This is a genomic window from Saccharothrix espanaensis DSM 44229 (assembly GCF_000328705.1).
GTDB classification, from domain to species: domain Bacteria; phylum Actinomycetota; class Actinomycetes; order Mycobacteriales; family Pseudonocardiaceae; genus Actinosynnema; species Actinosynnema espanaense.
Genome location: NC_019673.1, coordinates 9,121,714 through 9,148,235 on the forward strand (window position 1 = coordinate 9,121,714; position 26,522 = coordinate 9,148,235).

The window sequence follows — 26,522 nt, forward strand, 5'->3', positions numbered from 1 at the left end:
CTAACTCCCGCGCTCCGCTCGATCGAGAGGGTGCAGACCGGGCCCGGAGGCGTGCACCCGGTCGCCGGCGAAGGTGAGCCGGTAGCGGGCGGGCATCGGCATGGCGCGGCACAACGGCCAGTCCACCGCGACGCCGAAGCCGGCCGGCGCCCGCGCGATGAACGTCCCGTGGCTGCCGACCACCACCGTCCCCCCGGCGAAACGGAGGGCCAGCGCCCGCAACGCGCCCACCGCCCGTGCGGACAGTTCCGCGAGGCTCTCCCCGCCGGGACGGGTGAAATCCGGGTCCGCCCAGCTCAGGGCGTAGTGGTCGGCGTAGTCCGGGCGTGCCTCCAGGCCCGAGTCCCACTCCCGCAGCAGCGGGTCCGAAAGCACCGCGAGGTCGAGGGTCCGCGCGGTCGGCGCCACGGTCTGCACCGCCCGCAGGTACGGGCTGGACACCACCGCCGCCGGTCGCGGGTCCACCAGGTCGACCACGAGCGCCTGGGCCTGTTCGTGGCCGCGCGCGGTCAGCCCGCGCCCGTAGTCGTCCGGCCCGCCGGGCCGGGGCAGGTACGGCTCCGCGTGCCGGACCAGCACCACGTCTGCGCGCACGCCCACCAGTGTGCGCCGGGTCACGGTGAAACCCGGCCCCGTACGCCCGGTTGTCAAGCTTTCGGCAAGCGTTCGCCCGGAGTGGGCATGCGGACCGCACTCGTGCACGTAGGGTGGCACCCGTGGTGTTGTCCGCATCGTCCGAAGTCATGGCGTTCGACCAGTTGGATTCCGCCGGCCCGTTGGCCGTGTGGCTCATCACGCTGAGCTTCGTCTTCTTCGAGTGCGCGTTCATCTTCGGCCTGTTCCTGCCCGGCGACTCGCTGCTGTTCGCGGCCGGCGTGGTGCTCGCGCAGCACGACGGTGAGCTCAGCGCGTGGCTGCTGTCGATCGCCGCGATGGTGGTGGCCGTGGTCGGCAACCAGATCGGCTACTACATCGGCCGGCACACCGGGACGAGACTGCTCGCCCGGCGCGGCGGCAAGGTGCTCAACAAGGAGAACCTGGCCAAGGCCCGCGACTTCCTCGACCGCCGCGGCTTCTGGGCGATCGTGCTGGCCCGGTGGATCCCGTGGGTGCGCACGCTGGCCCCGATGATCGCCGGCGCGGCCCGGATGGACCCCCGCCGGTTCATGCTGGCCACCACGATCGGCGCGCTCGCCTGGGTGCCCACCCTGGTGCTGGCCGGCTACTACGGCGCGGGCCTGCTGACCTCGATCCCGTGGCTGCAGACGGCGGCCGTGATCGCCAGCGTGGCCTTCTTCGTGGTCGGCACCGGCTACGGCCTGGTCCGCTACCGGCAGGAGATGCGCAAGCCGGTCGAGGAAGAGCTGAACACCACCGGCAACTGACGGGGCCGGTGCGGCGGGCCCTCAGAGGACGTCGGTGATCAGCAGGTCGGCGGTGGACGTCGAGGCGTTCACCAGCAGCGCGTTGACGTGGTCGGTGCCGTTGAGCACCCGGTCGCGGGCTTCCTCCACCGGGCGGCCGTACCGGACGTGGCGGTCGATCAGGCGGGCCACCCGCAGGTCCTCGTCGATCAGCAGGAACCACGCCTCGTCCAGCACGATCCGGACGCGCTTCCACCTGTCGTACTGCAGCAGCAGGTAGTTGCCCTCGGTCACCACCAGCGGCACGTCGGGCGGCACGGGGACCGCGCAGGCCACCGGTTCCTCGATCTCCCGGCGGAACTCCGGGGCGTAGACGACGTCCGGGCCGCACGCCTTGAGCCGGCCGAGCAGGTCGACGTAGCCCGGGACGTCGAACGTGTCGGGCGCGCCCTTGCGGTCGGCGATGCCGAGCCGGTCCAGCTCGCGCTGCGCCAGGTGGAAGCCGTCCATCCCGACCAGGGCCGCCGTGCCGTCCAGCGCGTCGACCAGCCGGCGCGCGAGCGTCGACTTGCCCGAGCCCGGCGCGCCGCCGATCCCGAGCAGGCTGCGCTCGCCGGACCCGGCCAACCGCCGCGCCCGGTCGACCAGCTCCTCGAACCTCATCCCCGCCACCGCACCAGCTCCTCCACCCAGTCCCACGCGGTGTGCCGCACCCGCACGGCGGCGACCGCGTTGGCCCACCGCACGGCCTGCGCCACCGGCAGGCCGCGCGCCACCGCGACCGCCAACGCCCCGTGCCACACGTCGCCCGCGCCGTTGGTGTCCCGCACGTCGTCCACCGGGGACACCGGCTCCTCCCCGGTCACGCCGTCGTGCGACCACGTGACGGGGGCGGCCCCGTTCGTGCGGATCACCAGCGGCACGCCGCGGGCGTGCAACCCCGAGGGGAGCGCGCCGCGTCCGGGCAACGCGAAGGAGGCCGAGCACGCGGCGACGTCCACGAGGGGCAGCAGGTCGTCCAGCACAGGCTTCCAGCTCCCCGCGTCCAACACCACCGGCACGCCGCGGCGTCGCGCCGAGCGGGCGGCGGCCAGGGCGGCGGGGCCGAGGTGACCGTCGACCAGGACGACGTCGGACTCCGCCACCAGCCCGTCGTCCACTGTGGTCCGCGGCTCGAACGCGGGCGCGTTGCGGGAGACCACGGTCCGCTCGCCGTCGCGCTCGCGCACCACGACCATGCTCAGCGCCGGGCCGCCGGGCCCGAGGTCGTGCACCTCGACACCGGCCAGCAGCCCCCGGGCGAACCCGCCGAGCTCGTCGCCCAGCGCGGTGAGCAGCACGGCCCGGTGCCCCAGCGCGGCCACGGCGCGCGCGGCGTTCGCGGCGGGTCCGCCGGGTGCCGAGTGGACACCCAGCGACTGGACCTTCTGCCCCGCCAACGGGAACTCGGCGACCTGCTGGGTCACGTCCACCGTCGTGAGGCCGACACACAGCACCGTTGCCACGCCCGCGCACCTCCGAGCCGGTATCGTCGCCCGCAATCGCTTGCGCATGGCCGAACGGGGACGTGTCCATGGTCACCATGAAGGAGGTCGCCGCGCTGGCCGGCGTCTCCATCACCACGGTCTCACACGTGATCAACGAGACCAGGTCGGTCGCGTCGGACACCCGGCAGCGGGTGCTCAAGGCGATCGACGAGACCGGGTACACCGGGGACGCGATCGCCCGCTCGCTGGTCACCGGCGGCACGAAGTCGCTGGGCCTGGCCGTGTCGCTGGTGTCGCACCCGTACTTCGCCGAGCTGATCGCGGCGATCGAGAGCGAGGCGACCCGCGCCGGGTACTCGCTGGTGCTGATCGACACCCGCGGCAAGGCCGAGTCCGAGCAGGCCGCGGTGCGGATGCTGCGCTCCCGGCGGGTCGACGGCGTGCTGCTGACGCCCACCTCGGGGTCGGCGGCGCTGCCCGAGCTGCGCCGGCTGGGCGTGCCGACGGTGCTGGTCGACCGGCTGACCGTGGCCCAGGACCTGGACCAGGTGGGCCCGGAGAACGTGCAGGCCACGTCCACGCTGGCGCGGCACCTCGCGGAGCTGGGCCACCGCCGGATCGGGCTGGTCACCGGCACGCCGGGGCTGGCCACCACCGACGAGCGGGTGCTCGGCTACCGGCTGGGGCTCGGCCGGGCCGGGCTCCAGTGGGACGAGGACCTGGTGGCGGGCGGGCTGGAACCGCTGCTGGGCCGGACCACGGCGGTCGTGGTGGGCGACCACCAGGTGCTGGTGGACGTGCTGCGGACGGCCCGCGCGCGCGGCGTGCGGATCGGGACCGACCTGGCGCTGGTCGCCTACGACGAGGTGGAGTGGGCCGAACTGGTCGACCCGCCGCTGACCACCATGGCGCAGCCGGTCGAGGAGATCGGCCGGACCGCGGTGCGGCTCCTGCTGGCCCGGATCGCGGACCCGGCGCGCGCGCCCGAGACGATCCGGCTGCCGCCGGCGTTGAAACACCGCCATTCCTGCGGGTGCCACTAGTACGGTGGGGCGGTGCTGGTACCCGGCCTGGTTTCGGTGACCTTCCGCGCGCTCTCCGTTGCCGAGGTGGTCGACCTGGCGCGGTCGTGCGGGTTGTGGACCGTCGAGTGGGGTGGCGACGTGCACGTGCCGATGCACGACCTGGCGGGTGCGCGGGACGCGCGGAACCGTTGCGCGGACGCGGGTCTGAGCGTGTCGGCGTACGGCTCGTACTACCGGGCGGGCAGCACGGACCCCGCCGAGTGGCCGGCCGCGGTGGCCGCGGCGGCCGAGCTGGGCGCGCCCCGGATCCGGCTGTGGGCCGGGACGACCGGGTCGGCCGGCACCTCCGCCGGGCAGCGCTCCCGGGTGGTGGCGGCGATCCGGGACGCGGCGGAGTTCGCCGAGGACTACGGGATCCGGATCGCGGTGGAGCACCACCGCGACACGCTGACCGACACGCTGGAGTCGGCGAACCGGCTCTACGCCGAGGTCGGCCACGGCTCGGTGGTGCCGTACTGGCAACCGCGCGGCGCGCAGGACGTGGCGAGCGCGGTCGAGGAGGTGCGCACCCTGCTGCCCAGGCTCACCACGGCGCACGTGTTCTCGTGGGGCGCGGGCGGCGGGTGCGACCGGCTGCCGCTGGCCGCGCGGGAGGACCTGTGGCGGCCGGTGCTGGCGGAGCTGGCGCGCGACGGCGTGGACCGGCACGTGCTGCTGGCGTTCGTGGCCGACGACTCGCCGGAGCGGTTCCGGGCGGACGCGGCCGTGCTGCTGGAGTGGGTCAACGCCGCGGCGGCGTGACGGGGTCGCGCGGCGGCGTGCCGCCCTCGCGTTCCAGCAGGGCCGCGGCTTCCAGCGCCATCCACCCGCCCAGCTGCACGGACAGGTCGCGTTCGGCGCTGCCCGCAACGGCTCTGCCGGTGGCCTCCGTCCACTCCGGACCGAACAGCGGGCCGCTGACGACCATGGACCGGTTGTCCCACACCGCATCCGCCGACCGGAACACCAGGTCGGCGGCCTTCGCGGCCTCCGGGCGGTCCAGCCGGAGCGCGGCCTGCGCGAGGTAGCGCACCAGGATGCCGCTGAACAGGCCGCCGTCACCGCCGCCGTGGCCGCGCAGGACCCCTTGCGCGGCAAGGTGCTTGTCGACCGAGGCGATCACCTCGGCGGCGAGGTCCTGGTACGGCGGCCCGAGTTCGACGCACGCGCCGAGCACCACGCCCTGGCAGTAGGTGTAGAAGTTCTTCTCGACCTCGCGCACCGAGCCGTCCGGGTGGACGTGCAGGCCGTCCCAGAACAGCCCGGTGTCCGGGTCGCGCAGGCAGTCCCGCATCCAGTCCACGATGGACCGCGCGCGGGTCAGGTCCTCGCGCTCGCCGCCGGTCCCGGCGAGCCGGGCGAAGAAGATCGCGGCCGGCCCGTTCGCCGGGACGTTCTTGAAGTCGTCGTTGCGCTTCCACCAGATCCCGCCGCCGCCGTGGTCGGTCCACCCGGACCGCAGCCGGCGCGCGATGACGTCCACGGCGTGCGGGTTGCCCACCCCGGCCCGGTCGGCGCGTTGCAGGGCGAGGCCCAGCCAGGCGACGTCGTCGTAGAAGTCGTTGGTCCAGCCGACCAGGTTGCGCACCCGGATCCCGCGGACGAGCCGGCGGACCAGCTTCAGCCGGGCTTCCGACGGCGCGCGCAGTTGCGCGTCCAGCACGCAGTCCAGCAGGTGCGCCTGCCACCAGTAGTTGAACCGGACGTGCACCCGGCCGGGCCAGTCCACCGGCCACCCGGCGGAACCCAGGACGGTGCCCGGCAGCCCCCAGACCCGGCGCAGGTGGCGCGACTCGACTGCACGTTCGGCCACGCCGGCGCGGGCGCCCGAGAGCTGGGGGGTGGTCACGGCTCAAGCTTGCGGACTGGATCGGTCCAGAAGCTCGCCGGAACCGCTTCCCGGAGCGCTCGTCGGGGGCGCTGCCCGGAACAGTTCCCAGTGGTAGAGCGCCATCGCCACGCTCGTGGTCAGGTTGTAGCTGGACACCAGCGGGCGCATCGGCAGCGAAACCACCCGATCGGCGCGCTCCCGGACCGCGGCGGACAGCCCGTGCCGCTCCGAGCCGAACGCCAGCACGGCGTCGTCCGGGATGCGCGCGGAGCGCAGGTCCTCGCCGTCGGCGTCGAACGCGATCACCTCGCCGGGCACCTCGCCGAGCCCGCCCAGCCGCGCCACCGGGAGCGCGAAGTGCAGCCCGGCACTGCCCCGCACGACGGTCGGGTGCCACGGGTCGACGTCGCCGAGCGACACCACACCCCGTGCGCCCAACCCGGCGGCGACCCGCACGACCGCGCCGAGGTTGCCCAGGTTGCGCGGGTTGTCCAACAGCACCAGCGGGGCAGACGGCACGACCGCGGCCCAGTCCACCGCGGGCCGCCGCGCCACCCCGGCCACCCCGGTCGGGTGCGCGCGACCGGCCACCCGGACGAACCCGGCGGCGTCGACCTCGGTCGCCCGCTCGAACGCATCGACCAGGTCAGGCGCGTGCGACCGGGCGAACGCGACCGCCGCGCCCCGGTCCAGCACGACCAGCGGCTCGACCACCGCGCCGAACCGCAGCGCGTGCTTGACCGCGTGGAACCCCTCCAGCACGACACCCATGGAGAACCCCGCCCACCCCCACGCTCCGAGCAGGGCCGCTGCCGCTACTTCCGGGCCGCCGCTACTTCTTGTCGGTGTCCCCACCGCTGCCGGTCTCGCCGCCACCGTGGGCCATGCCTGCCGGGGTCGAATTGATCACCGGCGGAGACTACTACGCCACATCGAGCTTGACGCCCACCTTCCGGTACGCCGGAAGGTCGCGGACGACCAACGTCAGCCGGGGCCGGCCCGCGTCGTTCACCGACTGGGTGAGCTCGTAGACGTCCCGACCCGGCACGAGCCCCAGCTTGTCCACCCGGACGTGGTACCCGGCGGGCAGCGTGATCACGTACCGCGCACACGCGATCGTGTTGCCGAACGACACCAGCAGCTCGTCGGGCAGGTAGCCCTTCACGAACGGCGCGCACTTCGCGGGCCAGTCGACGTCCACCACGAAGCTCACCTCGGCGTCGCGCGGCGCGGGCTCGTCGAGGTGGATCATCGTCTTGAGCCGCTGGTGGTCCAGCCAGGCGGCGCTCACGCCGAACCGCGTGCCGCCTTCCCCGCCCACCTCGACGCTGCGCACCTTCACCCTCACCCGCCGCTTGAGCCGGACCGGCCAATCCCAGTTCACGCGATCGGTGAAACTACAGAAGTCCAGCTCGTCGCAGCACACCACAATGGTGAACGCGATGCGTTGTCGGACGTCGCCGTTGGACTTGATGTCGACTTCCTGGAGCCAGTCCCGCACTGCCCATTTCCGGCCGTGTCGCTTTTCCAGCGCGTCGCCGTACCGGAGCAGCAACTCGCGCCCCGACCGGTCCCGCCGACGCCATTCCACCCGGTTGAGCACGAGCAGCGCCAGCAGCACCGCGGCACCGCCCGCGACCAGTCCGAGCCCGGCGGTGCGCGGGTACCCGGAACCGAACCCGGCCAGCGCCACGCCACCCACCAGGAGCGCCGCCGCCACCACCTCCACCGGGCCCAGGACGCCCGAGTGCACCACGTAGTCGCGCCACCGCGAACCGATCGCCGAACCCGGCGTGCGCCGCCTCGCGCGCCGCGCGGGTTCCTGAACGTCAAGACGTGCCCGAGCCACCCCCATCGCCGACCGCCTCTCCCCGACCCATGCTCGAAGGGTAAAGCACCGGCGAGGGCTTTCTTTGACATTCGTACGGTCGGGTCGGCGGATTGGTCCACTCCGGTGAGCGGTGAATGGCCGTTCTATCGCCGATTGGTGAACTGCACCGAATTACACGTTTGTTCAGCCCGCCGCTTCAGGAGGTAGCCGACCCACGAACCGACCACCGCGAGCGCCACCAGGAGCTGCACGGTGCCGGCCGCCGACTCGGGGTAGAGCACCCCGTCGAGGTAGGTGTCGATGAAGCCGTCGACCAGCGCCGGCTGCCCGGCGGCGGTGCGGAAGGTGTTCTCCAGCCAGGTCAGCGGGCAGTCCAGCGGGAACGCGACGATCAGCACGCCCCACGCGGCCATCGCCAGGTGCGGGTAGATCAGCCGCGGCCGGTGCCACGCGAGGAAGCCGCCCACCAGCAGGAAGAGCAGCACCCCGAAGTGGAGAACCATGACCAGTTCGGCGAGTGCCAGCGCGACCATAGCGACCTCCCTGGATCCCAGGGTAGGACGGCCCCTCACCTCGCGCGCGGCATATGACCCCCGTCACCCGCGGGGCAGCGCCTGCCAGGGGACCCGGGAGGCGACGTCGAGCAGCAGGTCCGCCAGGTGCCCGAGCGGGGCCTGCACGATCGGGCCGGGCACCGCGGCGGCCAGGTTGTGCTCGTCGAACGCGATCGCCACCCCGGCGGCCCGGGGGTCCTGGAGCAGCGCCTGCGGCAGGCCGGAGGCCAGCAGCGCGGTCGCGAACGCCGGGTTCTTGCGGCGCACCTCGTACCGGGCGTCGAACACCGGGTCGCCGGTGGCCACGAACTGCTCGAACAGCCCCCACACGCTGTCGGTGCGGGGGCTGATCAGCACCCACGGACCCGGCATCGGCCGGGGCACGACGACGACGGAGTACGAGCGGTACTCCGACGCCACCACGTTGTCCGTGCGGAACACCACCTCGACGGCCAGCACGGGCACCCCGCGCCAGTGGCCGACGAGCTGGAACCTCACCCTGCTGCGATCGGCCTCCAACATCCGGCCGATCTGGGGCACGCGCTCCTGGAAGCCCTGGTCCTCGGCGACGAACCGCCACCCCAGACCGGCCTCCAGCGCGCGCATCTGCTGCTCCCACTGGTTCACGAACCGCTGGTCCGTGAACGGGTTGCGCTTGCGGCGCGCCAACCCCACGGCGACCCCCACACCGAGGATCGCCACGATCACCAGTAGCAGGACGAGGGCGGTCACGTCAGGCCAGGCCGAGGTCGGCGAGGTCGAGGAGGTAGCGGTAGGGCAGGCCCTCGGCCTCGATCACCTCGCGGGCCACGGTGCCGCGGTCCACGACGGTCGCCACGCCGACGACCGTCGCGCCCGCGTCGCGCAGCGCTTCGACCGCGGTCAGCACGCTGCCGCCGGTGGTCGAGGTGTCCTCGACGGCCAGCACCCGCTGCCCGGCGACCTCGATGCCCTCGATCCGCCGCTGCATCCCGTGCTGCTTGGTGGCTTTGCGCACCACGAACGCGTCGAGCACGTCACCGGCGGACGCCGCGGCGTGCATCATCGCGCACGCCACCGGGTCCGCGCCGAGGGTCAGCCCGCCGGCCGCGACGTAGTCCCAGTCGGCGGTGAGCTGCCGCAGGAGCTTGCCGATCAGCGGGGCGGCGGCGTGGTGCAGCGTCGCGCGGCGCAGGTCGATGTAGTAGTCGGCCTCGGCGCCCGAGGACAACGTCACCTTGCCGTGCACGACGGCCAACTCGCTCACCAGCCGGGCCAGTTCGGCCTTCGCACCGGAGTCCAGAACCACTTCTGTTCGCACGGCTCCCAAGACTGTCATACGCGCCCGTACGCTGGCACACCGTGAACCTGTTCGGCACCGACACGCTGGTCATCGAGCAGCCCTGGGGCCCCGGCCGGCACCTCTTCGGCACCCGCTACCGGGTGCGGGCCTACACCGAGCACGACGTCCCGGTCGCCGACGCGACCGACCGGAAGGGACTCGGCCCGGTCCGCAAGCTGCTGCGCACCACCGGTTTCTCCGGCCGCACGACGTTCGACCTGGTCGTGGCGCAGCACGGGCAGCCGCTGCTGCTGATCCACAAGGGCCCCGGCCGGCCGCCGGTGCGGGTGTCCCGGCCGGACGGCACGCCGGTCGGCGCGCTGCACCGGGAGAGCCACACCCACTTCGCGCTGCTCGACCCGGCGGGCACGCGGCTGTGCTACTTCGGCGACGCCGCCGGCTTCAGCCAGGGCGCGATCGCCAAGCGCGACGGCCGGCGGGTGCGGCGGGACGTGCTGCGGTTGCGGCCGGGCACGCCCGAGCCGGTGCGCACGCTCGCCGTCGCGGTCGGCCTGGCGTTCGACGTGGTGCGCGGCAAGGGCACCGCGCACACCGGCGGCGGCGGGTTCGACCTCCCCGCCGCCTGACCTGCCGGCCTGACCTGCCGGCCTGACCTGCCGGCCTGACCTGTTGACCTGACCTACCGACCTGACCTACCGACCTGACCTGCCGACCTGACCTGTTGACCTGGACCTGCCCGCCGCTCGAGCTGCCGTCCCGTGGCCGGCGCGCCGGCCGGGTCGCGCCGGCTACCAGGCGTCCTGGGTGAACTGGCCCGGCTCGTCGTCGTCATCGCCCCGGCGGGCCGAGCGCGGCTGACCGGCGGCGACGACGTCCTGCGGGTCGTCGCCCTCCTCCAGCGCGTTGTAGGCGCGCTGGAGCTCCGGCACGCCGGACTGCAACGCGCGCTGCACGCTCTCGTCGCCGGCGCGCTCGCCGGACGCGATGTCCTGCCAGGTCATCTCGCCCGCGTCGATCCGCCGGGCGAGGTCGCGCAGCTCACGCGGCGCGGCGGCGCTGTTGGCGAACCGCGAGATCTCGGCGTAGTCGGCCTCGGACAGCCCCTTGGACCGCAACTGCACCTGCGAGGCTTCGCGGGAGACCCGCTCGGCGGCGGCCATCCGGGCGTCCACGTCGGCGACCAGCGCGTCGAGCCGGGCCTTGTCGTAGGGGAAGGTCACGGCGCACCGCCGCCCGTGCCGCTGGGAGCGGGCGCGGGAGCCCCGCCACCACCGGCCCCGCCACCGGTCCCACCGCCTCCGCCGCCACCCGCGCCGGCGCTGTAGCGCCCGGTGCCGCCGACCGCGCTCTTGAGCCCGTACCCGTCCAGCGCCAGGCTGAACGCGCCGGACTTCACGGCGGACTTGCCGTTGTCGAACTTCTGCTTGCCGTCCTGCACGCCGTCCACGACGTCGAGCAGGTCGTTGACGTCGCGCACGTCCTTGAGCTTGGCCAGCGCCGTGCCCATGGCGACGATCCCGTCGACCATGCCCTGGACGCCCTCGATGATCGCCTGGATGGACAGGATGATCTTGCGGATGGCGTCGACGATCTGGATCGCGTCGTAGACCATCCACACCGCGCGACCCCAGCCGACCACCGGGATGGGTGCCATCAGGACGGCTTCCATCAGCTTGGTGACCAGCTTGTCCAGCAGGGTCAGCGCGAGGCCGGTGGCGGTGCGGCAGGTCGCGGCCATGGACTGGAACTTGTTGCCGATGATCCGGGCCACCTGCGAGTCCGCCTCGATGGCGAGCACCCACATGGTGTTCATCCGGACCTGGAACGCCTGCGAGGCGTCGCCCTCCCAGTGCGGCGCGAGCTGCTCGACGCCCTGGCCCACGTTGTGCCGGACGGAGTCGAGCGCCTTGGCGACCTGGTCCCACGCGTTGGCGTTGGCGTCGATCTTCTCGAAGTCGCCGATCAGCGGGCTGATCAGCGACTCGACCAGGTTCTCGCCGGTGACCTTCTGGTAGATCCAGTTGACGCCCTGGATCTTCCAGCCGGCCTTCTCGACCAACTCCTTGGTCGTCTGCCGGCCGGGCCGGTCCTCGGCGGCCGCGCGCAGGGCGACGGCGGGGTCCTCGACGTCGGCGTACGCGGTCACCGGCCACCTCCGAGCGTGGGCGCCTGCGCGGCCTCGGCGAGCTTGGCCAGCACCTGGTCGAGGATGCTCATCGCCATCTCGTCGCCCTGGGCGTACATGTCGGCGGCCTTGGTGAGCGCGCCGGCTTCCTTGGTCATCATCTGGTTGGCGAAGTCGAGCGTCTCGCCGTAGAGGCCCGCCACCCCGGTGACGACCGGCTGGAGCAGCGTGAGCAGCCCGGTGAAGCCGGAGGTGTCACCGCCCTTGGTGACCGCGTGGTCCTTGATGGTCAGGAAGTGCTGCGCGTTGCGGGTCAGCAGCTCGCCGTACCCGTGCAACTCCGCAGGCTCGACCTTGAAGCCTTCACCCATGGACGGATCCCTCCTCCTCCAAGTCGGGGAGTGGGACGATCCGGAGTCCGCTCAGGTTCCCTCGTCCGAGTGATCAGACCCCCGAACGGTCTCATTACGCCTGGACCACGAGGCCCATTCACGTTCGGCCGGCCCGATTGCCCCGACCCTGCGACTGCCGGCCACCCCCGCCGGCCGACCCGGCGTCGGACAGCGCACAGGGACCGACGTCCGCTCGGGAACGGCCACCCGAAGTGCGCCGCCCGGCCCGCCTCCGCCCGAGCAGTGGCTCAGGTGCGGTTGCGGCCGCCGGCGGCTCGGGAGGCGAGGCGGCGCAGGAGGGCGCGGGGCACCAGGCGGGCGGCGGTGATGATCGCCTTGTACTGGGCGCCCGGGATGGAGAGTTGGCGGCCGGCGCGGAGGTCGGCCAGGCAGTCGTGCACCACGCGGTCGGCGTCGAGCCAGAGGAACTCGGGGTTGTTCGACATGTCGATCCGCGCGCGGGCGTGGAACTCGGTGCGGACGAAACCCGGGCACAGCGCCAGCACGCGGACGCCGGTGCCGGCGGTGGCCTGGGCCATGCCCTCGGAGAACGCCGTCACCCACGCCTTGTCGGCGCTGTAGGTCGACCCGCGCCCCGGCAGGAAGCCGGCCACGCTGGACACGTTGACCACGTCGCCCCGGCCGCGCGCGACCATGCCGGGCAGCGCGGCCCTGGTCAGCCGGAGCACGCTGGTCACGTTCACGTCGAGCTGGGTCTGCAGCTCGTCGGCGTCCGCCGCGACGAACTCGCCCGAGATGGCGAAGCCCGCGTTGTTGACCAGCAGGTCGAACGTGCGGTCGGCCAGCACGGCCTCGACCCGCGCCCGGCCGTCGGCGGTGGACAGGTCGGCGGGCAGCACCTCGACCCGCACGCCGTGCCGGGACCGGAGCTGCTCGGCCTCGGACTCCAGGCGGTCGACGGTCCGCGCGACCAGCACCAGGTCGTGGCCCTCGGCGGCCAGCCGGCGGGCGAAGGCCGCGCCGATGCCCGCGGTCGCCCCGGTGACCAGGGCCAGCGGCGGGGTCACGGCTTGCGGCCGAACTGCGGGCGGTGGACCTCGCCACCGGTGTCGGCCTCCGGATCGGCGTCGAACGGGTCGACCACGTCAGCCAGCTCCCCGAGATCGCGCAGCAGTCGTTCCAGGCGGGCGGGTGTCGAGTTCGGCGGCGCGGCCGCCAGCACCCAGTCGTTCTCCAGCCAGACCACGGTGACGTCCGCGCCGATCTCCTCGGCGGCGTCGACCAGGTCCGGGGTGATCAGCTTGCGGGCGGCGGGCAGTTCGCTGACGAACGCGTACCGCGAGCCGACCGGGCCGAGCAGGTCGGGCATCTGGTCGCGCTGGAACGGGACGCTGGGCAGCCACAGCTCCACGACCACGCTGATCGCCCGCCGGCAGCGCACGCCGACCAGCACCGAGTTGACCTTGCCGCCGGTCTCGTGGTCGAGCACGTACACCTGGCGGCGGCCGTCCGCGGTGAAGGTCGAGCCCGCCACCACGTCCTTGGCCACGCCGGTGCCGTAGTACGCGATCGCGCCGCTCTCCCAGCGGGTGGGCAGCACGTGGTCGGTCTCCTCGAACTGCCACCCGCGCAACGCCGCCCACCGACGCCGTTCGCGGTTACGCGCGGTTCGCTGCGCCCGGTCGGTCGCCAGCAGAGCGAACCCCGCCACGCCCGCGACCGCGGCGACGGTGAACCAGACCCACGCCGGTATGCCCACGAGTGCGAGGGTAGCGGGCGCCGGCGACCAAACGAAGATCACTTGGCGGCTCGTTCGCATGATCGGCCCAACCCGTTACCCGGGACGCCGCTACGACGGCTTTCTCGATACACCCCGGGTGTGTCGGGACACGCCGGTGGTCGCGGCCGGTCACGCCACCGTCCCGGGACGCGCGGGGCTTCCCGGGACGGTGGCGGACCTCCGATCGGACCCGCCGACGATCGAACCCGCCGACGGTCAGACCCTGCCGACGATCAGGCCCGTCTGGTCGTCGAGCACGTCGACCCGGACCGCGTCGCCGTCGCGCACCTCGCCGGCCAGCAGTTCCTTGGCCAGCTGGTCGCCGATGGACGACTGGATCAGCCGGCGCAGCGGGCGCGCGCCGTAGACCGGGTCGAAGCCGTTGATGGCCAGCCAGTCGCGGGCGCTCGGGGTGACCTCCAGCGTCAGCCGGCGCTGCCCGAGCCGCCGGGCCAGCCGGTCGACCTGGATGTCCACGATCGAGGTCAGCTCCTCGGTGGCCAGCGACCGGAACACCACCACGTCGTCCAGCCGGTTGAGGAACTCCGGCTTGAAGTGGGTGCGGACCACGGCCATCACCGCGTCGGTGCGCTGCCGCTCGTCCAGGTTGGCGTCCGCGATGACCTGCGAGCCCAGGTTCGAGGTGAGCACCAGGATCGTGTTGCGGAAGTCGACCGTGCGGCCCTGGCCGTCGGTGAGCCGGCCGTCGTCCAGGACCTGGAGCAGCACGTCGAACACGTCCGGGTGGGCCTTCTCCACCTCGTCCAGCAGCACCACGCTGTACGGCCGGCGGCGGACGCTCTCGGTGAGCTGGCCGCCCTGGTCGTAGCCGACGTACCCGGGCGGCGCGCCGACCAGCCGGGCCACCGAGTGCTTCTCGGAGTACTCCGACATGTCGATCCGGATCATCGCCCGCTCGTCGTCGAACAGGAACTCGGCCAGCGCCTTGGCCAGCTCGGTCTTGCCGACGCCGGTCGGGCCGAGGAACAGGAAGCTGCCGGTCGGGCGGTCCGGGTCGGCGACGCCGGCCCTGGTCCGGCGCACCGCGTCGGACACCACCCGCACCGCTTCGGCCTGGCCGACGACCCGCCGGCCGAGCTCGTCCTCCATCCGCAGCAGCTTGGTCGTCTCGCCCTCCAGCAGCCGGCCCGCCGGGATGCCGGTCCACGCGCTGACCACGTCCGCGACGTCGTCCGGGCCGACCTCCTCCTTGAGCATCACGGCGGCGTCCTGGGTGCTGCGGGTCGCCTCCTCCAGCTCCTTCTCCAACGCCGGGATGCGGCCGTAGCGCAGCTCGGCGGCGCGGCCCAGGTCGCCGTCGCGCTCGGCCCGCTCGGACTCGCCGCGCAGCCCCTCAAGCTGCTCCTTGAGGTCGCGGACCTTCTCGATGGAGCCCTTCTCGTTCTGCCAGCGGGCGGTCAGCGCGGCCAGGTCCTCGCGCTTCTCCGCCAGCTCCGCGCGCAGTGCGGCCAGCCGCTCGCGGGAGGCCGCGTCGGACTCCTTGGCCAGCGCCATCTCCTCGATCTCCAGCCGGCGCACGGCCCGCTCGACCTCGTCGATCTCGACCGGGCGGGAGTCGATCTCCATCCGCAGCCGGGACGCCGACTCGTCCACCAGGTCGATCGCCTTGTCCGGCAGGAACCGGGCGGTGATGTAGCGGTCGGACAGGGTGGCGGCGGCGACCAGCGCGGCGTCGGTGATGCGCACGCCGTGGTGCACCTCGTAGCGGTCCTTGAGGCCGCGCAGGATGCCGATCGTGTCCTCCACGGACGGCTCGCCGACCAGCACCTGCTGGAAGCGCCGCTCCAGCGCGGCGTCCTTCTCGATGTGCTCGCGGTACTCGTCCAGGGTGGTCGCGCCGACCATCCGCAGCTCGCCGCGGGCCAGCATCGGCTTGATCATGTTGCCCGCGTCCATCGCGGACTCGCCGGTCGCGCCCGCGCCGACGATGGTGTGCAGCTCGTCGATGAAGGTGATGACCTGGCCGGCCGAGTCGGTGATCTCCTTGAGCACGGCCTTGAGCCGCTCCTCGAACTCGCCGCGGTACTTCGCGCCGGCGACCATCGCGCCCAGGTCGAGGGCGACCACCCGCTTGCCGCGCAGCGACTCGGGCACGTCGCCCGCGATGATCCGCTGGGCCAGGCCCTCCACGATCGCGGTCTTGCCGACGCCGGGCTCGCCGATCAGCACCGGGTTGTTCTTGGTCCGCCGGGACAGCACCTGCACCACCCGGCGGATCTCGGTGTTGCGGCCGATCACCGGATCGAGCTCGCCCTTGCGGGCGCGTGCGGTCAGGTCGACGCCGAACTTCTCCAGCGCCTTGTAGGTGCCCTCCGGGTCCGGGCTGGTGACCCGGGCCGAGCCGCGGACCTTGCCGAACGCCTCCTTCAGCGCGTCCGGGGTGGCCCCGTGCCGGCCGAGCAGGTCGGCGACGTGGCCGCCGTGCTGGGCGAGGCCGACCAGCAGGTGCTCGGTGGAGACGTACTCGTCGCCCATCTCGGTGGCCAGCTCCTGGGCCTTGCCGAGCACCCGGACGGCGTCGCGGGACAGCTGCGGCGCGGACACCGAGGAGCCGCTGGCCGCCGGGAGGGCGCGGGCGAGCTGCTCCAGCTCCTTGTGCACGAGCTTGGGGTCCGCGCCGACGGCGGACAGCAGCGGGGCGGTCAGGCCGTCGCCCTGGGCGAGCAGCGCGCCGAGGAGGTGGACCGAGGTCACGTCGGGGTTGCCCGCGATCGTGGCGGCCTGCACCGCCGCGGACACGGCCTGCTGCGTCTTCGTGGTCGGGTTGAAAGCGTCCATTCCTCACCTCGGTCGGTGGTTCCCTGCCTGCGGTCAGCCTGGCAAACCGGCCGCCATCCCGCTCAACGTCAGAAAAGTTGAGCCGGTTCCGCTCAACCTAGCCGATCCGGTGTGTCGTAGGCCACGCCTTGACCTCCACCTTGCTCGAAGTCTTACCGTGCGTGACATGACCGTGAAGCTGAACCACACCATCGTTTCCGCTCACGACGCCCGCGCGACCGCGGACTTCCTGGTGGAGGTCTTCGGGTTCGCCCCCGCCGTCCCGTTCGGGCCCTTCCTGTGCGTGGAGACCGCCAACGAGGTCTCCCTGGACGTCATGGCCGCCGAGGAGGAGATCACGCCCCAGCACTACGCGTTCCTGGTCTCCGACGCCGAGTTCGACCAGATCTTCGGCCGGGTCCGCGAGCGCGGCCTGACCTACTGGGCCGACCCCTACCAGCGGCGGGCCGGTGAGATCAACACCAACGACGGCGGCCGGGGCGTCTACTTCGAGGACCCGAACGGTCACCGGCTGGAGATCCTGACCGTGCCCTACGGCGGCTGAGCCCGAAACTCCGGTGCGCCAGGGTGTCCGGATCACGATCATTCGGGGCATGAGCTCACTCGTGCACAGCATCACCTTCCACTGCCGCGACCCCTACGCCCTGGCGACGTTCTGGAGCCAGGTCACCGGGCGGCCCATGGCCGACGAGGACCTGCCGGGCGACCCGGAGACGCACGTCTGGCTGCCGGCCGGCCCGAGCCTGCTGTTCACCCGGGTCCCGGGGGAGAAGGTGGTCAGGAACCGGGTGCACCTCGACGTCCAACCCGACTCCACCCGGGACGAGGAGGTGCGGCGGCTGCTGGGCATCGGCGCCACCCTGGTGGACGACCAGCGCCGCCCGGACGGCACCGGCTGGGTCGTGCTGGGCGACCCGGAGGGCAACGAGTTCTGCGTGGAGCGCAGCGCGGCCGAGCGGGCCGCGACCTCCTGAGCCGGGTCACCCACATGTCGCAACCGGTTGTCCACACGACGGGGGCAGTTGTCCACAATCCCCAGGTGTGAATCCACAGGCGATCGCGGCCCACCGCACCGGTGCGGAAGACCAGCCGCCGGCCGGGTGAGACCCCCGTCCCGCCGCCGCGGCGGGGCGGGGGCCGTTCCGCCGAAACACCAGGTCTGCGGACTGATCGCCGCACAGTGGAGAGCATTCGGCCAACTCGGTACCGGTCGCCTGGAATGTTCATCCGAAGGTCGGAACGTATGGTGACCTTGGGTAACCCCACTGCACTCGAAGGTGGCATCAAGGAGTCAACCGGCCAGTTGACGGGTTAGCCTCCCCTCGTCGGGGATGGAAGCTTGACGAGGACGTAGCGCCTTGCTGGCGCCGCCAGAAACGTGGAGACTGCGCCCGGACCATGACTGCGAACGCTGTGTTGAGCCCCATCCCGAGCCCTCCTCACCGAGAACCTCCTCCGGGTGTCACCGCAATGGTGCGGATGATCCGGGAGAGCTTCGCGGTCGTGGAGCCGCGCTCCGAAGAGGTCGCCAAGTTCTTCTACGGAATGCTGTTCAGCCTCGCACCGGCCACCCGCGAGATGTTCCCCGCGAACATGGAGGTGCAGCGGAGCAGGCTGCTGCGGGCGCTGGTCCACGTCGTGCAGATGGTGGACCGGCCGGACGACCTGATCCCGTTCCTCCGCCAACTGGGCCGTGACCACCGGAAGTTCGGCGTGGTCAACGTCCACTACGAGTCGGTCGGCACCGCGCTGCTCGCGGCCGTGAAGAAGTTCGCCGGCACCGCCTGGACGCCGCAGGTCGAACTGGCCTGGGCCGAGGCGTACACGATCATGGCGCGCGCCATGCAGGAGGCGGCGGCCGCCGACGACGGCCCGGCCTACTGGCACGCGACCGTGCTGGAGCACCAGCGGGTGAGCTGGGACCTGGCGGTCGTGCGCCTCCAGCCGGATCACCCGGTCGGGTACCGCGCGGGCCAGTACGTGAGCGTCGAGACGCCGCAACGGGCCCGGCTGTGGCGGTACTTCTCGCCCGCCAACGCCCCGCGCGACGACGGCATCATCGAGTTCCACATCCGGTCCGTCGAAGGCGGCTGGGTCAGCCGGTCGGTGGTCGGACACACCCAACCGGGTGACGTGTGGCGGATCGGGCCGCCGATGGGCCGGCTGCACGTCGACCGCAAGTCCGGCAACGACGTGCTCATGGTCGCCGGCGGCACGGGCGTCGCGCCGATGCACGCGATCATCGACGAGATGGCGCAGTGGGGCGAGAACCCCCGCGTGCACCTGTTCGTCGGCGGGCGCACCCGCGAGGACCTCTACGACCTGGACAACCTCCAGCGCGTCGCGGCGAGCAACCCGTGGCTGACCGTCGTGCCGGTGCTGGAGTCCGACCCCGGCGCGCGCGGCGTGGAGCAGGGCACCCTGGCCGACGTCGTCACCCGCTACGGGGCGTGGGAGGAGCGGGACGTGCTGGTCTGCGGCTCCCCGTCGATGATCCGGGCCACCGTGTCCCGGATGCTCGTCGCCGGCACGCCGCTGGACCGGATCAAGTACGACCCGTTCACCCTGGACTGACCCCGACTCCGCCGACCGGCGTGCGGGCCGGGGGCGGAGGGGGTCGGCGCGGTGTGGCAGACCGAGCGGGCGGCAGGCAGTACTCGAAGCGGTCCGCGCGGCCGGGCACGTGCCCGGAACGACGAAGGCACCGGCCGGCGGGTGCCGGGACGGTGCCAGGTGTCTCGTGGGCGCGCTCAGCGCTGCCGGTTGGGCTTCCAGACCACCAGGGCGGTCTCGTGGCGCACCGGGACCAGGTCGCGGCGCAGCGAGGCGTGCACCGACGCGGCCGCGTGCTCGGCGGCGGCCAGCGCGGAGGCCAGCTGCTCGGTCAGCTCGGCCACGTGCGAGCGCAGCGCGCCGACCTCGTTCTCCAGCTCGATGATCCGCTTGATGCCCGCCAGGTTGACGCCCTCCTCCTGGGAGAGCCGCTGCACCTCGCGCAGCACCACGATGTCGCGCATCGAGTACCGCCGGCCGCCGCCGGACGTGCGGCCCGGCGACACCAGGCCCATCCGGTCGTAGGCCCGCAAGGTCTGCGCGTGCAGACCGGACAGCTGCGCCGCCACCGAGATGACGAAGAACGGGGTGTCCTCGTCAGTGCCCGGTGGGAACGGGAACGTCATGTCGACCTCTTCTCCACCAAGGCGTTGAGGTCCGCCCTCGGGTCGTGCTGGGCGGTTGCCGACGCGTACGCCTCCAGCGCCTCGCGCGCGGCGGCGTCCATGTTGTTCGGCACCGCCACCTGCAACGTGATCAGCAGGTCGCCGACCTGCCCGTCCCGCTTGGCGATGCCCTTGCCCTTGGCGCGCAGCACCTGACCCGACGCCGTGCCCGCGGCCACCTTCAGAGTCACCTTGCCCTCCAGCGTGGGCACGGTCAACGTGGTGCCCAGCGCCAGTTCGGGGAAGGTCACCGGCACGGTCACGGTCAGGTTGTTGCCCGACCGGCCGAACAGCGGGTCCGGGTTGACGTGCACGCGCACGTAGAGGTCGCCGTGCGGCCCCTTGTTGCGCCCCGGCTCGCCCTGCCCGGCCAGCCGGATCCGCTGGCCGTCGTCCACGCCCGCCGGGATCCGGATGGTCAGCGTGCGGGTCTTGGTGCTGACCCCCTCGCCGCCGCAGTCCGGGCACGGGTCGTCGATGATCCGGCCGGTGCCCCGGCAGTCCGCGCACGGCTCGGAGAACGCGAACGCGCCCTGGTTGCGGGTGACCAGGCCGGCCCCGCCGCAGTTCGGGCAGGTGCGCGGCGAGGTGCCCGGCCGCGCGCCGGACCCCGAGCACGTCGAGCAGGTCGCCGGGCTGGACAGCCGCATCGGCACCGTCGCGCCCTTGACCGCCTCGGTGAAGTCGATCCGGACGTCGGTCTCGACGTCCTCGCCGCGGCGCGGCCGGGTGGCCGACGCCGTCGGGCCGCCGCCGCGCCGGTTGAACAGGCCGCCGAGCAGGTCGCCGAGCCCACCGCCCGCGCCGCCGGCCTGCTGCTGGCGGTTGAACAGGTCGCCGACGTCGAAGCCGCCGCCCTGGCCGAACCCGCCGGGAAAGCCCCCGCCGCCCGAGAACAGGCGGCGGGCCTCGTCGTACTGCTTGCGCTTCGCGGCGTCCGAGAGCACGCCGTAGGCCTCGGACACCGCTTTGAAGCGCGCCTCGGCCTTGGCGTCACCGGGGTTGGCGTCGGGGTGCAGCTCCCGGGCCAGCTTCCGGTACGACTTCTTGATCTCGTCGGCCGAGGCGTCGGAGGAGACGCCCAGCTCCCGGTAGAAGTCCTTGTCGATCCAATCCCGTGCACTCACCGGACGCCCCCTCCCCTTCAGTCCTGCTGCTGCTGTTCGGACGCCGCTTCGGCGGCCGGCTCGTAGTCGGTCACCGCGACCAGCGCGGGCCGCAGCACGCGCTCGCCGAACCGGTAGCCGCGCCGGAGCACGGCGGTCACCGTCGGGCCGGTCACGTCCGGGGACGTGCCGTGCTGGACGGCCTCGTGCACCGACGGGTCGAAGGCCTCGCCCTCGTGCCCGAACGGCTCCAGGCCGGTGCCGCTCAGAGCGCCGACCAGCTTGTCGGCCACCGCCTTGAACGCGCCGGTCAGGTCGCCGTGCGCTCCCGCCCGCTCGATGTCGTCCAGCACGCCCAGCAGTTCGCCAGCGACGTTCGCCTTGGCCGTGTTGACCACCAGTTCCCGGTCGCGCTCGACGCGCTTGCGGTAGTTGGCGTACTCGGCGGTCAACCGCTGGAGGTCGGCGGTGCGCTCGTCGAGCTGGGCCTTGAGCTCGGCGGCCTGGTCGCCGCCGGGCTCACCGGGCCCGGGGTCGATCTCGGCGTCGACCACCTCGGCCTCGGGGGCGGCGTGCCGGCCACCCTCCTCGGCCTCGGCGGTGTCGGAAGCGGGAGCCGGGGCGTCCTCCGCCGCGGGAGGACGCACCTCGCCCGTCTCCGGGTCGATGCGGCGGCGGTCGTTGACCACCACGTGCGGCTGCTCTTCCGACTGGGTCACTTCTTCTTGTCCTCGTCCTCGTCCACGATCTCGGCGTCCACCACGTCGTCGGCCTTCGGGCCGGCCGCGCCCGGCGCGTCACCCGTCGGGGCGTCGGCGGTCGGGGCGGAACCGGTGTTGGCGTAGAGGGACTGGCCGATGGCCTGCGACTCGGTGGCGAGCTTCTCCACCGCGGAGCGGACCTTGGCGATGTCGGTGCCCTTCAGGGCCTCGGTGGTCTCGTCCAGCGCGGCCTTGACCTTGTCCTTGACCTCGGCCGGGATCTTCTCGTCGTTCTCCTTGAGCACCTTGTCGGTCTGGTAGACCAGCGTCTCGGCCTGGTTGCGGACCTCGGCCTCGTCGCGGCGGCGCTTGTCCTCCTCGGCGTGCGCCTCGGCGTCCTTGATCATCCGGTCGATGTCGTCCTTCGGCAGCGCCGAGCCGCCGGTGATCGTCATCCGCTGTTCCTTGCCGGTGCCCATGTCCTTCGCGGACACGTGCACGATGCCGTTCGCGTCGATGTCGAAGGTGACCTCGATCTGCGGGACGCCGCGCGGGGCGGGCGGCAGGCCGGTCAGCTCGAACATGCCGAGCTTCTTGTTGTCCGAGGCGAAGTCGCGCTCGCCCTGGAACACCTGGATCTGCACCGACGGCTGGTTGTCGTCGGCCGTGGTGAAGATCTCGGACCGCTTGGTCGGGATGGTCGTGTTGCGCTCGATGAGCTTGGTCATCACGCCGCCCTTGGTCTCGATGCCCAGGGACAGCGGGGTGACGTCGAGCAGCAGGACGTCCTTGACCTCGCCCTTGAGGACACCGGCCTGGAGCGCCGCGCCGACCGCGACGACCTCGTCCGGGTTCACGCCCTTGTTCGGCTCGCGCCCGCCGGTCAGCTCCTTGACCAGCTCGGCCACCGCCGGCATCCGGGTGGAACCGCCGACCAGCACCACGTGGTCGATGTCGCCGACCGAGATGTTGGCGTCCTTGATCACGTTGTTGAACGGCGCGCGGGTGCGCTCCAGCAGGTCGTTGGTGATCCGCTGGAACTCGGCGCGGGACAGCGTCTCGTCGAGGAACAGCGGGTTCTTGTCCGCGTCGACGGTGATGTAGGGCAGGTTGATGGTGGCGTTGTTCGAGCTGGACAGCTCGATCTTGGCCTTCTCGGCGGCCTCGCGGATCCGCTGCAGCGCCATCTTGTCCTTGGTCAGGTCGATGCCGCTGGACTGCTTGAAGCGCTCGACCAGCCAGTCGACGATCCGCTGGTCCCAGTCGTCGCCGCCCAGGTGGTTGTCACCCGAGGTCGCGCGCACCTCGACCACGCCGTCGCCCAGCTCCAGCAGCGAGACGTCGAACGTGCCGCCACCGAGGTCGAAGACCAGGATGGTCTGCTCCTTCTCGCCCTTGTCCAGGCCGTAGGCCAGGGCGGCGGAGGTGGGCTCGTTGACGATCCGCAGCACGTTGAGGCCCGCGATCTGGCCGGCCTCCTTGGTGGCCTGCCGCTGCGCGTCCTCGAAGTAGGCCGGGACGGTGATCACCGCGTCGGTGATCTCCTCGCCCAGGTACGCCTCGGCGTCGCGCTTGAGCTTCATCAGGACACGCGCGCTGATCTCCTGCGGCGTGTACTTCTTGCCGTCGATCTCCTCGGTCGCCCAGTTCGTGCCGATGTGCCGCTTGACCGACCGGATGGTCCGGTCGACGTTGGTCACCGCCTGGTTCTTGGCGGGCTGACCGGTGAGCACCTCGCCGTTCTTGGCGAAGGCGACGATGGACGGGGTGGTCCGCGACCCCTCGGAGTTGGCGATCACCGTCGGCTCGCCACCTTCGAGAACCGCGACGACGGAGTTGGTCGTCCCCAGGTCGATGCCGACCGCTCGCGCCATTGGGATTCCTCCTGGTAGTACGTGTGTGTGAGCCCCGCATTGAGCGGCGTCGGCTCAAGTTTGCCAGGTTCGGCGGACTTGAGTCCAATCGACTCAACCTTTCTGCTCGTCCAACGAGCGGCGAGCGTCCGGTGTTCCCGTCGGGGCGTGATCCGGGACACTGCGGACATGGACTCGCCAGGCGACATGACGGCCGCCGTGACCGGCTCGGTGCTCGACCGCACCGGCCGCACGCTGGAGGAGTGGCTCGACCTCGTGACCGCGTCGGAGGTGGACCCGCTCGACCGGAAGGCCGTCCGCGCGTGGCTGCGCGACACCCACGGCGTGAAGCAGAACACGCAGTGGGTGATCGCCGACGCCGCCGCCCGGCGGGCGGGCTGGGTGGAGCCGACGATCGCCGAGTACGTCGACTCCCAGTACACGGGACGCAAGCAGGACCTACGACCCGTGTACGACCGGGTCGCGGTGCTCGCGCTCGCACTGGGCGAGGACGTGCGCGTGGAGGGCCGCGCGACCTACGTGCCGTTCGTCCGGGGCCGGCAGTTCGCGGCGGTCCAGGCGCTGGCCGGCCGGGTCGACCTGGGCCTGCGGTTCACCGAACCGCCCGTCTCCGACCGCCTCACGCCCGGCGGCCCCGGCCAGTCGACGCACAAGGTGTCGATGACCGGGGCCGACCAGGTGGACGGTGCGGTGGAGGCGCTGCTGCGCGCCGCGTACGAGCAGAACGCCTAGGCGGTGCGCAGCGTCAGGTCGCCGCTGTCCGTGCGGAGCACCAGCTCCACCGACGCGCCCGGGTCGTTCTTGACGCCGTTGAGGTTCTTGTCGCCGGTGCCCGCGTCCGCGTCGACCTTGTAGGAGCCCTGCGGCACCCGGACGGTGAGGTTGCCGGAGCCCGCACTCGCGTTCACCGACTGCGGGGAGGCCAGCTCGATGTCGACGTCGCCGGAGCCGTCGTCGACCACCACCGGGCCGCGCATCTTCGACAGCCGCGTGTTGCCCGAGCCGAGCTTGCCGGTGAACGCGCCGCCGATGTCCGAGGCGACCAGGTCGCCCGAGCTGTTCTTCACGTTCACCGCGCCGGCGACGTCGCGCAGGGTCGTGTTGCCCGACCCGAAGGTGGCGTCCACGCTCGCGACACCCTCCAGGGCCACGTCGCCGGAGCTGTTCTCGCCGGTGACCTTGACGTCCTTGGACGGGACGGTGACCTCGTAGCTGGCCGTGCACCGGCTGCCGCAGCCGTCGAGGACGAGCACGTCGCCCTCCAGGCGGTGCGTCGCACCGGTCGGCTTGTCGGCGTCCTTCGGGTACTCCAGCTTCCGGACGACCTGGGTGCCCGACGCGCCCTCGGCGCTGCGCACCCGGACGTTGCCCGCGCCGTTCTGGATGCGGACGGTGGCGACCCCGTCGGTGATGTCCGACGTGTCACTGGAGCTGTTCTCGACGAGCCGCACACAGGACGACAGCGTTCCCGCGACGAGTACCGCCGCGACGGACGCCAACGCGAGCCGCTTCACCACCACTGCCCCCTCAGGCATCAAGGTCATTGACCTAAAGCTAGGGGCTCAGGGGCTACCAAGCCCACGGGGGAAGCCCCCGAGCGGATACGGGGGTTGTCCCTACCCCGTTTGTCAGCGGACCCGGCGCGCGCGGCCCGTCCGGCGGGTCAGGCCAGGTCCTCCACGACGGCGCGCAGCGCGGGCGCGCACCGGGCCGGGTCGTTGAGGAACCGGTCCGAGGCGATGACGTGCGTCCCGGTCATCCGCTCCCACACCAGGCCCTGCACCGGGACCACCGTGATGGTGAGCCGGAACGGCTTGACGTACCGCCCGATCCGGTTCTCCACGCCGCGCACCACCTCGCCGATCGGCAGCGCGCCCGGCGACCGGCCGGTGTGCAGCCGCTCGTACTCCGCGGCGGGGCCGCGCAGCGCGATCACCGCCGCCCGCAGGCACGGCCGGACGGTCAGCGACGGCCCGTCCGGGTCGGCCGGCGTCGGCGTGGCCTGCTCGGTCCGGGCGTGGTCGAGCACGTCGGCCCACCACCCGAGCCACTCCTCGGCCGCGCCCGCCCGGTCCACGCCGGGTGGCACCGACACCGGGACCGACGGGTCCAGTCCAGGCAGCTCCGGCACGGTGTCGACCGAGAGCGCCAGCGTGTCCCGGAGGAACAGCGCGGTGTTGACCGACTGATTCGTCCCGTGCGACACCTGCCACGACTCACGTCCGGCGAACCTCATGCGCCCAGTGTCCCGCGCAAAGGTCATCGCGGAGGCATCAGAAGGGACACGACCGGCTCCAACTGTTCGGCCGTTGGGGGGAAATCCGCGATCAACCCCTGGATCAGCAGCCCGTCCAACGCCGCCACGAACCCGAGGAACGCGGCCGGCTGCATGGTGCCGAACACCGACGACAGCAACGTGATCCACCGCCGGGCCGCGGGCCGCAGCTCCGGGCGCCGGGCGGCGAGCAGGTAGAGCTCGTACTCGGCGAGCGTGCGGCCGCGGTGCGGCCCGACCGCCTCGGCCAGGAACCGGGCCACCGAGCCCGGCGTGGGCTTCACCGCGCCGAAGCCGAGCGCCATCTCGCGCGCGGACCACGTGAGGGTCGCGATCAGCAGGTCGTCCAGGGTCGCGTAGTAGTAGGTGGACGACGACACCGGCACGCCGGCTTCCCGTGCCACGGACCGGTGCGAGACGCCCGAGACGCCCTCGCGCTCGATCACCCGCAGCGTGGCCGCGAGCAGTTCCCGCCGCCGGCGCTCGCCGCGCGCCCGCCGCCCGTCAGCCGGTGGTCTGGCCACTGCCCAGCTCGATCGCCACGACACCCAGGACGACCAGCACCAGGCCGCCGACCATCAGCGGGTTGAGCTGCTCGCCGAACAGCACCACGCCGATGGTCGCGACGGCGGCGATCCCGAACGCGCACCAGATCGCGTAGGCGACGCCGATCGGCATGCCGAGCTTGAGCACGAACCCGAGCGAGGTGAACGCGACGAGGTAGCCGACGACCACCACGACGACCGGCCACGGCTTGGTGAACCCCTCGGAGAGCTTGAGCGACACCGTCGCCGCGACCTCGCCGACGATCGCCAGCGCGAGCAGCAGGTAGACCACCGGTGAGCCTCCAACTAGTTGTACAGGTGTCCCACTAGTTT

Annotated in this window: 31 protein-coding genes; 8 read left to right on the forward strand and 23 right to left on the reverse strand. The window is 72.4% G+C overall.

Annotated elements, in window-relative coordinates:
* The gene (locus tag BN6_RS40290) at positions 1-594 is read right to left on the reverse strand and encodes a histidine phosphatase family protein (RefSeq protein ID WP_148303185.1); all 594 of its coding nucleotides are present in this window, start codon (positions 592-594) and stop codon (positions 1-3) included.
* Between the two features lie 149 nt (positions 595-743).
* Here BN6_RS40290 and BN6_RS40295 point away from each other — a divergent pair, with 149 nt between their 5' ends.
* Positions 744-1,385, forward strand: a complete 642-nt coding sequence (locus BN6_RS40295) for a DedA family protein (RefSeq protein WP_041319533.1) — start codon at positions 744-746, stop codon at positions 1,383-1,385.
* Positions 1,386-1,406: 21 nt separating this feature from the next.
* On the opposite strand, the gene BN6_RS40300 is transcribed toward BN6_RS40295, so the two are convergent.
* The gene (locus tag BN6_RS40300) at positions 1,407-2,027 is read right to left on the reverse strand and encodes a nucleoside/nucleotide kinase family protein (protein WP_015105640.1); all 621 of its coding nucleotides are present in this window, start codon (positions 2,025-2,027) and stop codon (positions 1,407-1,409) included.
* Complete coding sequence (locus tag BN6_RS40305; RefSeq protein WP_015105641.1) at positions 2,024-2,869, reverse strand: PfkB family carbohydrate kinase; 846 nt, start codon at positions 2,867-2,869, stop codon at positions 2,024-2,026. The genes BN6_RS40300 and BN6_RS40305 overlap by 4 nt, the downstream gene beginning before the upstream one ends.
* A gap of 68 nt (positions 2,870-2,937) precedes the next feature.
* Between BN6_RS40305 and BN6_RS40310 the strand changes: the two genes are divergently transcribed.
* Both BN6_RS40310 and BN6_RS40315 read left to right on the forward strand, forming a co-directional pair.
* On the forward strand, positions 2,938-3,894 hold the full coding sequence (locus tag BN6_RS40310) for a LacI family DNA-binding transcriptional regulator (RefSeq protein ID WP_015105642.1): 957 nt from the start codon (positions 2,938-2,940) through the stop codon (positions 3,892-3,894).
* 12 nt (positions 3,895-3,906) lie between these two features.
* The gene (locus tag BN6_RS40315) at positions 3,907-4,677 is read left to right on the forward strand and encodes a sugar phosphate isomerase/epimerase family protein (protein WP_015105643.1); all 771 of its coding nucleotides are present in this window, start codon (positions 3,907-3,909) and stop codon (positions 4,675-4,677) included.
* Here BN6_RS40315 and BN6_RS40320 read toward each other — a convergent pair.
* The 6 genes from BN6_RS40320 to pyrE all read right to left on the reverse strand — a co-directional run bounded on the left by BN6_RS40320 (position 4,658) and on the right by pyrE (position 9,419).
* Positions 4,658-5,764 (reverse strand): glycoside hydrolase family 76 protein, encoded by a 1,107-nt coding sequence (locus BN6_RS40320; protein WP_015105644.1) that lies wholly within the window; start codon positions 5,762-5,764, stop codon positions 4,658-4,660. The two genes, BN6_RS40315 and BN6_RS40320, sit on opposite strands and share 20 nt — an antisense overlap.
* Positions 5,765-5,767: 3 nt before the next feature.
* A complete protein-coding gene (locus BN6_RS40325; protein WP_015105645.1) occupies positions 5,768-6,517 on the reverse strand; it encodes a TrmH family RNA methyltransferase in 750 nt (249 codons plus the stop codon).
* Between the two features lie 151 nt (positions 6,518-6,668).
* On the reverse strand, positions 6,669-7,502 hold the full coding sequence (locus tag BN6_RS40330) for a hypothetical protein (RefSeq protein ID WP_041315695.1): 834 nt from the start codon (positions 7,500-7,502) through the stop codon (positions 6,669-6,671).
* A 218-nt stretch (positions 7,503-7,720) separates the two neighbouring features.
* Positions 7,721-8,110 carry a DUF2784 domain-containing protein gene (locus BN6_RS40335; protein ID WP_015105647.1) on the reverse strand — a complete coding sequence of 130 codons (390 nt, stop codon included), beginning with the start codon at positions 8,108-8,110 and terminating at the stop codon, positions 7,721-7,723.
* Positions 8,111-8,173: 63 nt separating this feature from the next.
* Positions 8,174-8,863 carry a hypothetical protein gene (locus BN6_RS40340; protein ID WP_015105648.1) on the reverse strand — a complete coding sequence of 230 codons (690 nt, stop codon included), beginning with the start codon at positions 8,861-8,863 and terminating at the stop codon, positions 8,174-8,176.
* Between the two features lies 1 nt (position 8,864).
* Positions 8,865-9,419, reverse strand: coding sequence for an orotate phosphoribosyltransferase (pyrE, locus tag BN6_RS40345; RefSeq protein ID WP_015105649.1), 555 nt, complete (start codon positions 9,417-9,419; stop codon positions 8,865-8,867).
* Between the two features lie 53 nt (positions 9,420-9,472).
* Here pyrE and BN6_RS40350 point away from each other — a divergent pair, with 53 nt between their 5' ends.
* Positions 9,473-10,039: a hypothetical protein gene (locus BN6_RS40350; protein WP_015105650.1), complete on the forward strand. Its 567-nt coding sequence runs from the start codon at positions 9,473-9,475 to the stop codon at positions 10,037-10,039.
* 162 nt (positions 10,040-10,201) lie between these two features.
* On the opposite strand, the gene BN6_RS40355 is transcribed toward BN6_RS40350, so the two are convergent.
* From BN6_RS40355 to clpB, 6 genes are all read right to left on the reverse strand, one after another.
* Positions 10,202-10,633, reverse strand: coding sequence for a hypothetical protein (locus BN6_RS40355; RefSeq protein WP_015105651.1), 432 nt, complete (start codon positions 10,631-10,633; stop codon positions 10,202-10,204).
* Entirely contained in the window at positions 10,630-11,559 is a 930-nt protein-coding gene (locus tag BN6_RS40360; RefSeq protein WP_015105652.1) for a WXG100 family type VII secretion target, read from the reverse strand. Before BN6_RS40360 ends, BN6_RS40355 begins: the two co-directional genes overlap by 4 nt.
* Positions 11,556-11,909: a hypothetical protein gene (locus BN6_RS40365; RefSeq protein ID WP_015105653.1), complete on the reverse strand. Its 354-nt coding sequence runs from the start codon at positions 11,907-11,909 to the stop codon at positions 11,556-11,558. Before BN6_RS40365 ends, BN6_RS40360 begins: the two co-directional genes overlap by 4 nt.
* A 269-nt stretch (positions 11,910-12,178) precedes the next feature.
* Positions 12,179-12,958 (reverse strand): SDR family NAD(P)-dependent oxidoreductase, encoded by a 780-nt coding sequence (locus BN6_RS40370; RefSeq protein ID WP_015105654.1) that lies wholly within the window; start codon positions 12,956-12,958, stop codon positions 12,179-12,181.
* Entirely contained in the window at positions 12,955-13,650 is a 696-nt protein-coding gene (locus tag BN6_RS40375; protein ID WP_041315696.1) for a type III secretion system chaperone family protein, read from the reverse strand. The genes BN6_RS40370 and BN6_RS40375 overlap by 4 nt, the downstream gene beginning before the upstream one ends.
* Positions 13,651-13,887: 237 nt before the next feature.
* Positions 13,888-16,470, reverse strand: coding sequence for an ATP-dependent chaperone ClpB (gene clpB / locus BN6_RS40380; RefSeq protein WP_015105656.1), 2,583 nt, complete (start codon positions 16,468-16,470; stop codon positions 13,888-13,890).
* Between the two features lie 166 nt (positions 16,471-16,636).
* Here clpB and BN6_RS40385 point away from each other — a divergent pair, with 166 nt between their 5' ends.
* The 3 genes from BN6_RS40385 to BN6_RS40395 all read left to right on the forward strand — a co-directional run bounded on the left by BN6_RS40385 (position 16,637) and on the right by BN6_RS40395 (position 19,044).
* On the forward strand, positions 16,637-17,014 hold the full coding sequence (locus BN6_RS40385; RefSeq protein WP_041315697.1) for a VOC family protein: 378 nt from the start codon (positions 16,637-16,639) through the stop codon (positions 17,012-17,014).
* Between the two features lie 49 nt (positions 17,015-17,063).
* Entirely contained in the window at positions 17,064-17,444 is a 381-nt protein-coding gene (locus tag BN6_RS47225) for a VOC family protein (protein ID WP_015105658.1), read from the forward strand.
* Between the two features lie 496 nt (positions 17,445-17,940).
* Positions 17,941-19,044 carry an FAD-binding oxidoreductase gene (locus tag BN6_RS40395; protein WP_015105659.1) on the forward strand — a complete coding sequence of 368 codons (1,104 nt, stop codon included), beginning with the start codon at positions 17,941-17,943 and terminating at the stop codon, positions 19,042-19,044.
* Positions 19,045-19,220: 176 nt separating this feature from the next.
* Here BN6_RS40395 and BN6_RS40400 read toward each other — a convergent pair whose 3' ends face one another.
* Genes BN6_RS40400 through dnaK form a run of 4 tightly spaced genes read right to left on the reverse strand, consistent with a single transcriptional unit; the run spans position 19,221 to position 23,369 of the window.
* A complete protein-coding gene (locus BN6_RS40400) occupies positions 19,221-19,649 on the reverse strand; it encodes a heat shock protein transcriptional repressor HspR (RefSeq protein ID WP_015105660.1) in 429 nt (142 codons plus the stop codon).
* The gene (gene dnaJ, locus BN6_RS40405) at positions 19,646-20,815 is read right to left on the reverse strand and encodes a molecular chaperone DnaJ (RefSeq protein ID WP_015105661.1); all 1,170 of its coding nucleotides are present in this window, start codon (positions 20,813-20,815) and stop codon (positions 19,646-19,648) included. The genes BN6_RS40400 and dnaJ overlap by 4 nt, the downstream gene beginning before the upstream one ends.
* 17 nt (positions 20,816-20,832) lie before the next feature.
* Complete coding sequence (gene grpE / locus BN6_RS40410; RefSeq protein ID WP_015105662.1) at positions 20,833-21,513, reverse strand: nucleotide exchange factor GrpE; 681 nt, start codon at positions 21,511-21,513, stop codon at positions 20,833-20,835.
* Complete coding sequence (gene dnaK / locus BN6_RS40415) at positions 21,510-23,369, reverse strand: molecular chaperone DnaK (RefSeq protein WP_015105663.1); 1,860 nt, start codon at positions 23,367-23,369, stop codon at positions 21,510-21,512. Before dnaK ends, grpE begins: the two co-directional genes overlap by 4 nt.
* Positions 23,370-23,537: 168 nt before the next feature.
* Here dnaK and BN6_RS40420 point away from each other — a divergent pair, with 168 nt between their 5' ends.
* Entirely contained in the window at positions 23,538-24,101 is a 564-nt protein-coding gene (locus tag BN6_RS40420; protein ID WP_015105664.1) for a DUF5655 domain-containing protein, read from the forward strand.
* Here BN6_RS40420 and BN6_RS40425 read toward each other — a convergent pair.
* From BN6_RS40425 to BN6_RS40440, 4 genes are all read right to left on the reverse strand, one after another.
* Positions 24,098-24,913, reverse strand: coding sequence for a DUF4097 family beta strand repeat-containing protein (locus BN6_RS40425; protein ID WP_084672858.1), 816 nt, complete (start codon positions 24,911-24,913; stop codon positions 24,098-24,100). The two genes, BN6_RS40420 and BN6_RS40425, sit on opposite strands and share 4 nt — an antisense overlap.
* A 119-nt stretch (positions 24,914-25,032) precedes the next feature.
* Complete coding sequence (locus tag BN6_RS40430; protein WP_015105666.1) at positions 25,033-25,605, reverse strand: hypothetical protein; 573 nt, start codon at positions 25,603-25,605, stop codon at positions 25,033-25,035.
* 23 nt (positions 25,606-25,628) lie between these two features.
* Positions 25,629-26,168, reverse strand: coding sequence for a TetR/AcrR family transcriptional regulator (locus BN6_RS40435; protein WP_041315698.1), 540 nt, complete (start codon positions 26,166-26,168; stop codon positions 25,629-25,631).
* The gene (locus BN6_RS40440) at positions 26,149-26,481 is read right to left on the reverse strand and encodes a DMT family transporter (RefSeq protein ID WP_015105668.1); all 333 of its coding nucleotides are present in this window, start codon (positions 26,479-26,481) and stop codon (positions 26,149-26,151) included. The genes BN6_RS40435 and BN6_RS40440 overlap by 20 nt, the downstream gene beginning before the upstream one ends.
* Positions 26,482-26,522: the final 41 nt, after the last annotated feature.

Coding starts and splice junctions, on each gene's coding strand:
- BN6_RS40295 (WP_041319533.1), top strand. CDS start 744: ATGGCGTTCGACCAGTTGGATTCCGCCGGCCCGTTGGCCGTGTGGCTC.
- BN6_RS40300 (WP_015105640.1), bottom strand. CDS start 2,027: ATGAGGTTCGAGGAGCTGGTCGACCGGGCGCGGCGGTTGGCCGGGTCC.
- BN6_RS40310 (WP_015105642.1), top strand. CDS start 2,938: ATGGTCACCATGAAGGAGGTCGCCGCGCTGGCCGGCGTCTCCATCACC.
- BN6_RS40325 (WP_015105645.1), bottom strand. CDS start 6,517: ATGGGTGTCGTGCTGGAGGGGTTCCACGCGGTCAAGCACGCGCTGCGG.
- BN6_RS40335 (WP_015105647.1), bottom strand. CDS start 8,110: ATGGTCGCGCTGGCACTCGCCGAACTGGTCATGGTTCTCCACTTCGGG.
- BN6_RS40365 (WP_015105653.1), bottom strand. CDS start 11,909: ATGGGTGAAGGCTTCAAGGTCGAGCCTGCGGAGTTGCACGGGTACGGC.
- clpB (WP_015105656.1), bottom strand. CDS start 16,470: ATGGACGCTTTCAACCCGACCACGAAGACGCAGCAGGCCGTGTCCGCG.
- BN6_RS40385 (WP_041315697.1), top strand. CDS start 16,637: ATGACCGTGAAGCTGAACCACACCATCGTTTCCGCTCACGACGCCCGC.
- BN6_RS47225 (WP_015105658.1), top strand. CDS start 17,064: ATGAGCTCACTCGTGCACAGCATCACCTTCCACTGCCGCGACCCCTAC.
- BN6_RS40395 (WP_015105659.1), top strand. CDS start 17,941: ATGGTGCGGATGATCCGGGAGAGCTTCGCGGTCGTGGAGCCGCGCTCC.
- BN6_RS40400 (WP_015105660.1), bottom strand. CDS start 19,649: ATGACGTTCCCGTTCCCACCGGGCACTGACGAGGACACCCCGTTCTTC.
- dnaK (WP_015105663.1), bottom strand. CDS start 23,369: ATGGCGCGAGCGGTCGGCATCGACCTGGGGACGACCAACTCCGTCGTC.
- BN6_RS40420 (WP_015105664.1), top strand. CDS start 23,538: ATGGACTCGCCAGGCGACATGACGGCCGCCGTGACCGGCTCGGTGCTC.
- BN6_RS40425 (WP_084672858.1), bottom strand. CDS start 24,913: ATGACCTTGATGCCTGAGGGGGCAGTGGTGGTGAAGCGGCTCGCGTTG.
- BN6_RS40430 (WP_015105666.1), bottom strand. CDS start 25,605: ATGAGGTTCGCCGGACGTGAGTCGTGGCAGGTGTCGCACGGGACGAAT.